We start from the raw sequence: 12,504 nt of genomic DNA, 5'->3' as shown, positions 1-12,504 counted from the left end.
ACGCTGATCCACCCAATCGCGATGGACGACGGTCTGCGTTTCGCAATCCGTGAAGGCGGCCGTACCGTTGGCGCGGGCGTTGTTGCTAAAGTTCTCGGCTAATCGCTGATAACATTTGACGCAATGCGCAATAAAAGGGCATCATTTGATGCCCTTTTTGCACGCTTTCACATCAGAACCTGGCTCATCAGTGATTAATTTTGTCATAATCATTGCTGAGACAGGCTCTGCGGAGAGCGTATAATACGAAAAGCGAATAGCATTTCGATTGGTTTGCCTCGCACACGCGGGGTGAAAATGTTTGTAGAATACTTCTGACAGGTTGGTTTATGAGTGCGAATACCGAAGCTCAAGGGAGCGGGCGCGGCCTGGAAGCGATGAAATGGATAGTTGTAGCCGTGCTGCTGATTGTGGCGATTGTCGGCAACTATCTTTATCGTGACATGATGCTGCCGCTACGCGCGCTTGCAGTGGTAATTCTGATTGCTGCGGCGGGTGGTGTCGCGCTGTTGACGACGAAAGGCAAAGCGACCGTTGCGTTTGCCCGCGAAGCGCGTACCGAAGTCCGCAAGGTCATTTGGCCGACTCGCCAGGAAACATTGCACACCACGCTGATTGTAGCGGCGGTAACCGCTGTAATGTCACTGATCCTGTGGGGACTGGATGGTATTCTGGTTCGCCTGGTATCCTTTATCACTGGCCTGAGGTTCTGAGATGTCTGAAGCCCCTAAAAAGCGCTGGTACGTCGTTCAGGCGTTTTCCGGTTTTGAAGGCCGCGTAGCTACGTCGCTGCGTGAGCATATCAAATTACACAATATGGAAGAGTTATTTGGCGAAGTTATGGTTCCGACCGAAGAAGTGGTTGAGATCCGTGGCGGCCAACGTCGCAAAAGCGAGCGTAAATTCTTCCCGGGTTACGTGCTGGTTCAGATGGTGATGAACGACGCGAGCTGGCACCTGGTGCGCAGCGTACCACGCGTGATGGGCTTTATCGGCGGCACATCTGACCGTCCGGCGCCAATCAGCGACAAAGAAGTTGATGCGATTATGAACCGCCTCCAGCAGGTTGGTGATAAACCGCGTCCGAAAACGCTGTTTGAACCGGGTGAGATGGTTCGTGTTAACGACGGTCCGTTTGCTGACTTCAATGGCGTCGTCGAAGAAGTGGACTACGAGAAGTCCCGCCTGAAAGTTTCCGTTTCTATCTTTGGTCGTGCGACCCCGGTAGAGCTGGACTTTGCTCAGGTAGAAAAAGCCTAAGCAGCGATCAAAAAAGCGACGATTTAATCGTTGCACAGGGCGCGAGATTGGAATATAATTTCGCGCCTTTTGTTTTTATGGGTCCCGACCCGTAAAACGAATTTTATTCACGGGGAGCCTCTCCGAGGCGTTATTACCCAATCAGAGGATTTTAGAATGGCTAAGAAAGTACAAGCCTACGTCAAGCTGCAGGTTGCAGCAGGTATGGCGAACCCAAGTCCACCAGTTGGTCCAGCTCTGGGTCAGCAGGGTGTGAACATCATGGAATTCTGTAAAGCGTTCAACGCCAAAACTGAATCCATGGAAAAAGGTCTGCCAATCCCAGTTGTAATCACTGTTTACGCTGACCGTTCTTTCACTTTCGTTACCAAAACCCCTCCAGCAGCAGTTCTGCTGAAGAAAGCAGCGGGCATCAAGTCTGGTTCCGGTAAGCCGAACAAAGACAAAGTGGGTAAAATTTCCCGCGCTCAGTTGCAGGAAATCGCGCAGACCAAAGCTGCCGACATGACTGGTTCCGACATTGAAGCGATGACTCGCTCCATCGAAGGTACTGCACGTTCCATGGGCCTGGTAGTGGAGGACTAAGAAATGGCTAAACTGACCAAGCGCATGTCCGTGATCCGTGACAAAGTTGATGCGACCAAACAGTACGACATCAACGAAGCTATCGCTCTGCTGAAAGAACTGGCAACTGCTAAGTTCGTTGAAAGCGTTGACGTTGCCGTTAACCTGGGCATCGACGCTCGTAAATCCGATCAGAACGTTCGTGGCGCAACTGTACTGCCACACGGTACTGGCCGTTCCGTACGCGTAGCTGTATTTGCTCAGGGTGCAAACGCTGAAGCTGCTAAAGCTGCCGGCGCTGAACTGGTAGGTATGGAAGATCTGGCTGATCAGATCAAGAAAGGCGAAATGAACTTTGACGTTGTTATTGCTTCTCCAGATGCAATGCGCGTTGTTGGCCAGCTGGGCCAGGTTCTGGGTCCACGCGGCCTGATGCCAAACCCGAAAGTGGGTACTGTAACGCCTAACGTTGCTGAAGCGGTTAAGAACGCTAAAGCAGGTCAGGTTCGTTACCGTAACGACAAAAACGGCATCATCCACACCACCATCGGTAAAGTGGACTTTGACGCTGACAAACTGAAAGAAAACCTGGAAGCTCTGCTGGTTGCGCTGAAAAAAGCAAAACCAACTCAGGCGAAAGGCGTGTACATCAAGAAAGTTAGCATCTCCACCACCATGGGTGCAGGTGTTGCAGTTGACCAGGCTGGCCTGAGCGCTGCTGCAAACTAATGCCTTTACGTGGGCGGTGATTTTGTCTACAATCTTACCCCCACGTTTGCTAACAAAAGTTAGCGGCTAAAAGAATTGTTCGTTGGAGCCTGGCCTATCCAGGCCTCCGTCGAAGACCGCAGGTGTTTCGCAAGAAACTTAATCCCCTGCGTAGACGGTGACAGAACGCTAAGATTATTTTAAATACTCTGGCTTGTTTCTGCTCACCGTATTAAGACGCTCTTCCCGTTGGGTCGAGTGAAGTGAGTTCCGGAACATGAGTTCCGGCAAACATCCAGGAGCAAAGCTAATGGCTTTAAATCTTCAAGACAAACAAGCGATTGTTGCTGAAGTCAGCGAAGTAGCCAAAGGCGCGCTGTCTGCAGTAGTTGCGGATTCCCGTGGCGTTACTGTAGACAAAATGACTGAACTGCGTAAAGCAGGTCGTGAAGCTGGCGTATACATGCGTGTTGTTCGTAACACCCTGCTGCGTCGCGTAGTTGAAGGTACTCAGTTCGAGTGCCTGAAAGACACGTTTGTTGGTCCGACCCTGATTGCATACTCTATGGAACACCCGGGCGCTGCTGCTCGTCTGTTCAAAGAGTTCGCGAAAGCGAATGCAAAATTTGAGGTCAAAGCTGCAGCCTTTGAAGGTGAGTTGATCCCGGCATCGCAAATCGATCGCCTGGCAACCCTGCCGACCTACGAAGAAGCAATTGCACGCCTGATGGCAACCATGAAAGAAGCTGCGGCTGGCAAACTGGTTCGCACTCTGGCTGCTGTACGCGATGCGAAAGAAGCTGCTTAATCGCAGTTATCTTTATAAAGCATTTGCTTACGTATAAACTTATTCTGATTTTCAGGAACAATTTAAATGTCTATCACTAAAGATCAAATCATTGAAGCAGTAGCAGCTATGTCCGTAATGGACGTTGTAGAGCTGGTTTCTGCAATGGAAGAAAAATTCGGTGTTTCTGCTGCTGCTGCTGTAGCTGTAGCTGCGGGCCCGGCTGAAGCTGCTGAAGAAAAAACTGAATTCGACGTAATTCTGAAAGCTGCTGGCGCGAACAAAGTTGCTGTAATCAAAGCAGTACGTGGCGCAACTGGCCTGGGTCTGAAAGAAGCTAAAGACCTGGTAGAATCTGCACCAGCTGCGCTGAAAGAAGGCGTGAGCAAAGACGACGCAGAAGCACTGAAAAAATCTCTGGAAGAAGCTGGCGCTGAAGTTGAAGTTAAATAAGCCAACTTTTCTGGTTGCAGCCTAAGCAATTAGGCTGATGGCTGGTGACTTTTTAGTCACCAGCCTTTTTGCGCTGTAAGGCATCAGCAGCATTTCACACTGTTTGACTGCTGGTTGTCCTGACAATGCTTGTTTCTATCGACGACTTAATATACTGCGACAGGGTGCTCGCTCTGTGTAAATCGCAATGAAATGGTTTAAGCGTGATAGCAACAGGTATTGCGGAAAGTATTCAATTTTCCGGTCCACAAAATGGTGTTGCACAAACTGTCCCTTCGTCGGACAGATGGGTCGACTTGTCAGCGAGCTGAGGAACCCTATGGTTTACTCCTATACCGAGAAAAAACGTATTCGTAAGGATTTTGGTAAACGTCCACAAGTTCTGGACATTCCATATCTCCTTTCTATCCAGCTTGACTCGTTCCAGAAGTTTATCGAGCAAGATCCTGAAGGGCAGTACGGCCTGGAAGCAGCCTTCCGTTCCGTGTTCCCGATTCAGAGCTACAGCGGTAATTCCGAGCTGCAGTACGTCAGCTACCGCCTTGGCGAACCGGTGTTTGACGTTCAGGAATGTCAGATCCGTGGCGTGACCTATTCCGCACCGCTGCGCGTAAAACTGCGTCTGGTGATCTACGAGCGCGAAGCGCCGGAAGGCACCGTAAAAGACATTAAAGAACAAGAAGTCTACATGGGTGAAATTCCACTCATGACGGACAACGGTACTTTCGTTATCAACGGTACTGAGCGTGTTATCGTTTCCCAGCTGCACCGTAGCCCGGGCGTCTTCTTCGACAGCGATAAAGGTAAAACGCACTCTTCCGGTAAAGTACTGTATAACGCACGCATCATTCCTTACCGTGGTTCATGGCTGGACTTCGAATTCGATCCAAAAGACAACCTGTTTGTCCGTATCGACCGTCGTCGTAAGCTGCCTGCAACCATCATTCTGCGTGCACTGAACTATACCACTGAGCAGATCCTGGACCTGTTCTTTGAGAAAGTGATCTTTGAAATCCGCGACAACAAGTTGCAGATGGAGTTGGTGCCGGAACGTCTGCGTGGTGAGACCGCGTCGTTCGACATCGAAGCCGACGGCAAAGTGTATGTGGAAAAAGGTCGCCGTATCACCGCGCGCCACATCCGCCAGCTGGAAAAAGATGATATCAAACACATCGAAGTTCCGGTTGAATACATTGCAGGAAAAGTAGCCGCGAAAGATTACGTTGATGAATCAACTGGCGAGCTGATCTGCCCGGCGAACATGGAGCTGAGCCTGGATCTGCTGGCTAAGCTGAGTCAGGCTGGCCACAAACGTATCGAAACGCTGTTCACCAACGATCTGGATCACGGTCCGTACATCTCTGAGACTGTACGCGTCGACCCAACCAACGATCGTCTGAGCGCGCTGGTCGAAATCTACCGCATGATGCGTCCTGGTGAGCCACCAACTCGCGAAGCGGCTGAAAGCCTGTTCGAGAACCTGTTCTTCTCCGAAGACCGCTACGATCTGTCCGCGGTTGGTCGTATGAAGTTCAACCGTTCTCTGCTGCGCGACGAAATCGAAGGTTCCGGTATCCTGAGCAAAGACGACATCATTGAAGTGATGAAGAAGCTCATCGATATCCGTAACGGTAAAGGCGAAGTGGATGATATCGACCACCTCGGCAACCGTCGTATCCGTTCCGTAGGCGAAATGGCGGAAAACCAGTTCCGCGTTGGCCTGGTACGTGTAGAGCGTGCGGTGAAAGAGCGTCTGTCTCTGGGCGATCTGGATACCCTGATGCCTCAGGATATGATTAACGCCAAGCCGATTTCTGCGGCAGTGAAAGAGTTCTTCGGTTCCAGCCAGCTGTCTCAGTTCATGGACCAGAACAACCCGCTGTCTGAGATCACGCACAAACGTCGTATCTCCGCACTCGGCCCAGGCGGTCTGACCCGTGAACGCGCAGGCTTTGAAGTTCGAGACGTACACCCGACTCACTATGGTCGCGTATGTCCAATCGAAACGCCTGAAGGTCCAAACATCGGTCTGATCAACTCCCTGTCCGTGTATGCACAGACGAACGAATACGGTTTCCTCGAGACCCCGTATCGTAAAGTGACCGACGGTGTTGTTACTGACGAAATTCATTACCTGTCTGCTATCGAAGAAGGCAACTACGTTATCGCTCAGGCGAACTCCAACCTGGATGACGAAGGCCACTTTGTAGAAGATCTGGTTACCTGCCGTAGCAAAGGCGAATCCAGCTTGTTCAGCCGCGATCAGGTTGACTACATGGACGTATCCACCCAGCAGGTGGTATCCGTCGGTGCGTCCCTGATCCCGTTCCTGGAACACGATGACGCCAACCGTGCATTGATGGGTGCGAACATGCAACGTCAGGCCGTTCCAACTCTGCGTGCTGATAAGCCGCTGGTTGGTACCGGTATGGAACGTGCTGTTGCCGTTGACTCTGGCGTTACAGCAGTTGCTAAGCGTGGCGGTACCGTTCAGTACGTTGACGCATCCCGTATCGTTATCAAAGTTAACGAAGACGAGATGTATCCGGGCGAAGCGGGTATCGACATCTACAACCTGACCAAATACACCCGTTCTAACCAGAACACCTGTATCAACCAGATGCCATGTGTGTCTCTGGGTGAGCCAGTTGAGCGCGGCGACGTGCTGGCAGACGGTCCGTCCACCGACCTCGGTGAACTGGCGCTCGGTCAGAACATGCGCGTAGCGTTCATGCCGTGGAACGGTTACAACTTCGAAGACTCCATCCTCGTCTCCGAGCGTGTGGTTCAGGAAGATCGTTTCACCACCATCCACATTCAGGAACTGGCATGTGTGTCCCGTGACACCAAGCTGGGGCCAGAAGAGATCACCGCTGACATCCCGAACGTGGGTGAAGCTGCGCTCTCTAAACTGGATGAATCCGGTATTGTTTACATCGGCGCGGAAGTGACCGGCGGTGACATTCTGGTTGGTAAGGTCACGCCGAAAGGCGAAACCCAGCTGACGCCAGAAGAGAAACTGCTGCGTGCTATCTTCGGTGAGAAAGCGTCTGACGTTAAAGACTCTTCTCTGCGCGTACCAAACGGTGTTTCCGGTACGGTTATCGACGTTCAGGTCTTCACCCGTGACGGCGTTGAGAAAGATAAGCGTGCGCTGGAAATCGAAGAGATGCAGCTCAAACAGGCTAAGAAAGACCTGTCTGAAGAACTGCAAATCCTCGAAGCAGGTCTGTTCAGCCGTATCTATGCGGTGCTGGTTGCCGGTGGCGTTGAAGCTGAGAAGCTCGACAAACTGCCACGCGATCGCTGGCTGGAACTGGGCCTGACCGACGAAGAGAAACAGAATCAGCTGGAACAGCTGGCTGAGCAGTATGACGAACTGAAACACGAGTTCGAGAAAAAACTCGAAGCGAAACGCCGCAAAATCACTCAGGGCGACGATCTGGCACCAGGCGTGCTGAAGATTGTTAAGGTGTATCTGGCTGTTAAACGTCAGATCCAGCCTGGTGATAAGATGGCAGGTCGTCACGGTAACAAGGGTGTTATCTCTAAGATCAACCCGATCGAAGATATGCCGCACGATGCTAACGGTACGCCGGTAGATATCGTACTGAACCCACTGGGCGTACCGTCTCGTATGAACATCGGTCAGATTCTGGAAACCCACCTGGGTATGGCTGCGAAAGGTATCGGCGATAAGATCAACGCCATGCTGAAACAGCAGCAGGAAGTCGCGAAACTGCGCGAGTTCATCCAGCGTGCCTACGATCTGGGTACCGACGTTCGTCAGAAAGTCGACCTGAACACCTTCAGCGATGAAGAAGTGCTGCGTCTGGCAGAGAACCTGCGCAAAGGTATGCCAATTGCAACGCCGGTATTCGACGGTGCAAAAGAAGCTGAAATTAAAGAGCTGCTGCAACTGGGTGGTCTGCCAACGTCTGGCCAGATTACGCTGTTTGACGGCCGTACCGGTGAACAGTTCGAGCGTCCGGTAACCGTAGGTTACATGTACATGCTGAAACTGAACCACCTGGTCGACGACAAGATGCACGCTCGTTCTACCGGTTCTTACAGCCTGGTTACTCAGCAGCCGCTGGGTGGTAAGGCTCAGTTCGGTGGTCAGCGCTTCGGGGAGATGGAAGTGTGGGCGCTGGAAGCATACGGCGCAGCATACACCTTGCAGGAAATGCTCACCGTTAAGTCTGATGACGTGAACGGTCGTACTAAGATGTATAAGAACATCGTAGACGGCAACCATCAGATGGAACCGGGCATGCCAGAATCCTTCAACGTACTGTTGAAAGAGATTCGTTCGCTGGGTATCAACATCGAACTGGAAGACGAGTAATTCTCGCTCAAACAGGTCACTGCTGTCGGGTTAACGCCCGACAGCAGAGTGTGCTAACTCCGACGGGAGCAAATCCGTGAAAGACTTATTAAAGTTTCTGAAAGCGCAAACTAAAACCGAAGAGTTTGATGCGATCAAAATTGCTCTGGCTTCGCCAGACATGATCCGTTCATGGTCTTTCGGTGAAGTTAAAAAGCCGGAAACCATTAACTACCGTACGTTCAAACCTGAGCGTGACGGCCTTTTCTGTGCGCGTATTTTCGGGCCAGTAAAAGATTACGAGTGCCTGTGCGGTAAGTACAAGCGCCTGAAACACCGTGGTGTGATCTGTGAGAAGTGCGGCGTTGAAGTGACCCAGACCAAAGTACGCCGTGAGCGTATGGGCCACATCGAGCTGGCGTCTCCGACCGCTCACATCTGGTTCCTGAAATCTCTGCCGTCCCGTATCGGTCTGCTGCTGGATATGCCGCTGCGCGATATCGAACGTGTTCTGTACTTCGAATCTTATGTGGTTATCGAAGGCGGGATGACCAATCTGGAACGTAACCAGATCCTGACCGAAGAACAGTATCTGGACGCGCTGGAAGAGTTCGGTGACGAATTTGACGCGAAGATGGGTGCGGAAGCTATCCAGGCCCTGCTGAAGAGCATGGATCTGGAGCAAGAGTGTGAAACTCTGCGCGAAGAGCTGAACGAAACCAACTCCGAAACCAAGCGTAAAAAGCTGACCAAGCGTATCAAACTGCTGGAAGCGTTCGTTCAGTCTGGTAACAAACCAGAGTGGATGATCCTGACCGTTCTGCCGGTTCTGCCGCCAGATCTGCGTCCGCTGGTTCCGCTGGATGGTGGTCGTTTCGCAACGTCGGATCTGAACGATCTGTACCGTCGCGTGATCAACCGTAACAACCGTCTGAAACGTCTGCTGGATCTGGCTGCGCCGGACATCATCGTACGCAACGAAAAACGTATGCTTCAGGAAGCAGTCGATGCCCTGTTAGATAACGGTCGTCGTGGTCGTGCGATCACCGGTTCTAACAAACGTCCTCTGAAATCTTTGGCCGACATGATCAAAGGTAAGCAGGGTCGTTTCCGTCAGAACCTGCTCGGTAAGCGTGTTGACTACTCTGGTCGTTCTGTAATCACCGTAGGTCCATACCTGCGTCTGCATCAGTGCGGTCTGCCGAAGAAGATGGCACTGGAGCTGTTCAAACCGTTCATCTACGGCAAGCTGGAACTGCGTGGCCTCGCCACCACCATCAAAGCCGCGAAGAAAATGGTTGAGCGTGAAGAAGCTGTCGTTTGGGATATCCTGGACGAAGTGATCCGCGAACACCCGGTACTGCTGAACCGTGCACCAACTCTGCACCGTCTGGGTATCCAGGCCTTTGAGCCAGTCCTGATCGAAGGTAAAGCGATCCAGCTGCACCCGCTGGTTTGTGCGGCCTATAACGCCGACTTCGATGGTGACCAGATGGCTGTTCACGTACCGCTGACGCTGGAAGCCCAGCTCGAAGCGCGTGCGCTGATGATGTCTACCAACAACATCCTGTCTCCAGCGAACGGTGAACCTATCATCGTTCCTTCTCAGGACGTTGTACTGGGTCTGTACTACATGACCCGTGACTGTGTTAACGCCAAAGGCGAAGGCATGGTGCTGACTGGCCCGAAAGAAGCTGAGCGTATTTATCGCGCTGGCCTGGCCTCTCTGCATGCGCGCGTTAAAGTGCGTATCACCGAATACGAAAAAGATGAAAACGGCGAGTTCGTTGCGCACACCAGCCTGAAAGACACGACCGTTGGCCGTGCCATTCTGTGGATGATCGTACCGAAAGGTCTGCCTTTCTCCATCGTCAACCAGGCGCTGGGCAAGAAAGCGATCTCCAAAATGCTGAATACCTGTTACCGCATTCTGGGTCTGAAGCCGACCGTAATCTTCGCTGACCAGACAATGTACACCGGCTTTGCTTATGCAGCGCGTTCAGGTGCATCTGTTGGTATCGATGACATGGTCATCCCAGAGAAGAAACACGAGATCATCTCTGAAGCGGAAGCTGAAGTTGCTGAGATCCAGGAGCAGTTCCAGTCTGGTCTGGTAACCGCAGGCGAACGTTACAACAAAGTTATCGATATCTGGGCTGCGGCGAACGATCGTGTATCTAAAGCGATGATGGATAACCTGCAAACCGAAACCGTGATTAACCGTGACGGCGTAGAAGAGCAGCAGGTCTCCTTCAACAGCATTTACATGATGGCCGACTCCGGTGCGCGTGGTTCTGCGGCACAGATTCGTCAGCTGGCAGGTATGCGTGGTCTGATGGCGAAGCCAGATGGCTCCATCATCGAAACGCCAATCACCGCGAACTTCCGTGAAGGTCTGAACGTACTCCAGTACTTCATCTCCACGCACGGTGCGCGTAAAGGTCTGGCGGATACCGCACTGAAAACGGCGAACTCCGGTTACCTGACGCGTCGTCTGGTTGACGTTGCGCAGGATCTGGTCGTCACCGAAGACGATTGTGGCACCCTCGAAGGTATCACCATGACCCCGGTTATCGAGGGTGGTGATGTTAAAGAGCCGCTGCGCGATCGCGTACTGGGTCGTGTGACCGCGGAAGACATTCTGAAGCCGGGCACCGCAGACATTCTGGTTCCACGCAACACCCTGCTGCACGAACAGTGGTGTGACCTGCTGGAAGCGAACTCTGTTGACTCCGTGAAAGTGCGTTCCGTTGTATCCTGTGACACCGACTTTGGTGTGTGTGCGCACTGCTACGGTCGTGACCTGGCGCGTGGCCACATCATCAACAAAGGTGAGGCTATCGGCGTTATCGCGGCACAGTCCATCGGTGAGCCGGGTACACAGCTGACGATGCGTACGTTCCACATCGGTGGTGCGGCATCTCGTGCGGCTGCTGAATCCAGCATCCAGGTGAAAAACAAAGGTAGCATCAAGCTCAGCAACGCGAAGTCGGTTGTGAACTCCAGCGGTAAACTGGTTATCACTTCCCGTAACACCGAGCTGAAGCTGATCGACGAATTCGGTCGTACCAAAGAGAGCTATAAAGTGCCTTACGGTGCGGTTATGGCGAAAGGTGATGGCGAGCAGGTTGCTGGCGGTGAAACCGTTGCAAACTGGGATCCACACACCATGCCGGTTATCACCGAAGTAAGTGGTTTCATCCGCTTCACTGACATGATCGACGGCCAGACCATTACTCGTCAGACCGACGAGCTGACCGGTCTGTCTTCTCTGGTGGTTCTGGATTCTGCTGAACGTACTACCGGCGGTAAAGATCTGCGTCCTGCACTGAAAATCGTTGATGCTCAGGGTAACGACGTTCTGATCCCTGGTACCGATATGCCTGCGCAGTACTTCCTGCCGGGTAAAGCGATTGTACAGCTGGAAGATGGCGTACAGATCAGCTCTGGTGACACCCTGGCGCGTATTCCTCAGGAATCCGGCGGTACCAAGGACATCACCGGTGGTCTGCCACGCGTTGCGGACCTGTTCGAAGCACGTCGTCCGAAAGAGCCTGCGATCCTGGCTGAAATCAGCGGTATCATCTCCTTCGGTAAAGAGACCAAAGGTAAGCGCCGTCTGGTTATCACGCCAGTAGATGGCAGCGAGCCGTACGAAGAGATGATTCCTAAGTGGCGTCAGCTCAACGTGTTCGAAGGTGAACGCGTAGAACGTGGTGACGTGGTTTCCGATGGTCCAGAAGCGCCGCACGATATCCTGCGTCTGCGTGGTGTGCATGCTGTTACCCGTTACATTGTTAACGAAGTACAGGACGTATACCGTCTGCAAGGCGTTAAGATTAACGATAAACACATTGAAGTTATCGTTCGTCAGATGCTGCGTAAAGCAACCATCGAAAACGCGGGCAGCTCCGACTTCCTGGAAGGCGAGCAGGTTGAATACTCACGCGTTAAGATCGCTAACCGCGATCTGGAAGCGAACGGCAAAATCGGTGCGACCTTCGCACGCGATCTGCTGGGTATCACCAAAGCGTCTCTGGCAACCGAGTCCTTCATCTCTGCTGCATCGTTCCAGGAAACCACTCGTGTCCTGACCGAAGCGGCTGTTGCAGGTAAACGTGATGAACTGCGCGGTCTGAAAGAGAACGTTATCGTGGGTCGTCTGATCCCGGCCGGTACCGGTTATGCGTACCACCAGGATCGTATGCGTCGTCGCGCAGCGGGCGAACTGCCAGCTGCACCGCAGGTGACTGCCGAAGATGCATCCGCGAGCCTTGCAGAACTGCTGAACGCAGGTCTGGGCGGTTCCGACAACGAGTAATCGTTGATGCCCGGTAGGTAAAATTACCGGGCATATGAATCACAGGTCGGGTAAGCGTAGCGCCACCCGACAATAAAAAACCCG

Annotated in this window: 9 protein-coding genes; all 9 read left to right on the top strand. The window is 52.5% G+C overall.

The genetic code is table 11. The annotated features are described in order from the left end of the window. On the top strand, positions 1–102 hold a 102-nt coding region (locus ACOTWU_RS23585; RefSeq protein ID WP_023167409.1), incomplete at its 5' end, for a translation elongation factor Tu. Between the two features lie 227 nt (positions 103–329). Beyond that, positions 330–713 (top strand): preprotein translocase subunit SecE, encoded by a 384-nt coding sequence (gene secE, locus ACOTWU_RS23580; protein ID WP_001275693.1) that lies wholly within the window; start codon positions 330–332, stop codon positions 711–713. 1 nt (position 714) lies between these two features. Beyond that, on the top strand, positions 715–1,260 hold the full coding sequence (nusG, locus tag ACOTWU_RS23575; protein WP_003862341.1) for a transcription termination/antitermination protein NusG: 546 nt from the start codon (positions 715–717) through the stop codon (positions 1,258–1,260). 156 nt (positions 1,261–1,416) lie between these two features. Then, a complete protein-coding gene (gene rplK / locus ACOTWU_RS23570) occupies positions 1,417–1,845 on the top strand; it encodes a 50S ribosomal protein L11 (RefSeq protein ID WP_003862340.1) in 429 nt (142 codons plus the stop codon). Positions 1,846–1,848: 3 nt separating this feature from the next. Beyond that, complete coding sequence (rplA, locus tag ACOTWU_RS23565) at positions 1,849–2,553, top strand: 50S ribosomal protein L1 (RefSeq protein WP_006810530.1); 705 nt, start codon at positions 1,849–1,851, stop codon at positions 2,551–2,553. 289 nt (positions 2,554–2,842) lie between these two features. Further along, complete coding sequence (gene rplJ / locus ACOTWU_RS23560) at positions 2,843–3,340, top strand: 50S ribosomal protein L10 (protein ID WP_003862338.1); 498 nt, start codon at positions 2,843–2,845, stop codon at positions 3,338–3,340. Between the two features lie 66 nt (positions 3,341–3,406). After that, on the top strand, positions 3,407–3,772 hold the full coding sequence (gene rplL / locus ACOTWU_RS23555) for a 50S ribosomal protein L7/L12 (RefSeq protein WP_002445276.1): 366 nt from the start codon (positions 3,407–3,409) through the stop codon (positions 3,770–3,772). A 319-nt stretch (positions 3,773–4,091) separates the two neighbouring features. Next, positions 4,092–8,120, top strand: a complete 4,029-nt coding sequence (gene rpoB / locus ACOTWU_RS23550; protein ID WP_008503453.1) for a DNA-directed RNA polymerase subunit beta — start codon at positions 4,092–4,094, stop codon at positions 8,118–8,120. 76 nt (positions 8,121–8,196) lie between these two features. Next, on the top strand, positions 8,197–12,420 hold the full coding sequence (gene rpoC / locus ACOTWU_RS23545) for a DNA-directed RNA polymerase subunit beta' (RefSeq protein WP_017384083.1): 4,224 nt from the start codon (positions 8,197–8,199) through the stop codon (positions 12,418–12,420). Positions 12,421–12,504: the final 84 nt, after the last annotated feature.

The sequence above is a fragment of the Enterobacter cloacae complex sp. GYL001 genome (assembly GCF_049237125.1).
GTDB lineage: Bacteria > Pseudomonadota > Gammaproteobacteria > Enterobacterales > Enterobacteriaceae > Enterobacter > Enterobacter hormaechei_C.
The sequence above is the reverse complement of the archived record's forward strand: the minus strand, read 5'-3'. Positions and strand labels throughout refer to the sequence as shown.

Coding starts and splice junctions, on each gene's coding strand:
- rplJ (WP_003862338.1), top strand. CDS start 2,843: ATGGCTTTAAATCTTCAAGACAAACAAGCGATTGTTGCTGAAGTCAGC.
- nusG (WP_003862341.1), top strand. CDS start 715: ATGTCTGAAGCCCCTAAAAAGCGCTGGTACGTCGTTCAGGCGTTTTCC.
- rplL (WP_002445276.1), top strand. CDS start 3,407: ATGTCTATCACTAAAGATCAAATCATTGAAGCAGTAGCAGCTATGTCC.
- rplA (WP_006810530.1), top strand. CDS start 1,849: ATGGCTAAACTGACCAAGCGCATGTCCGTGATCCGTGACAAAGTTGAT.
- rpoB (WP_008503453.1), top strand. CDS start 4,092: ATGGTTTACTCCTATACCGAGAAAAAACGTATTCGTAAGGATTTTGGT.
- rplK (WP_003862340.1), top strand. CDS start 1,417: ATGGCTAAGAAAGTACAAGCCTACGTCAAGCTGCAGGTTGCAGCAGGT.
- secE (WP_001275693.1), top strand. CDS start 330: ATGAGTGCGAATACCGAAGCTCAAGGGAGCGGGCGCGGCCTGGAAGCG.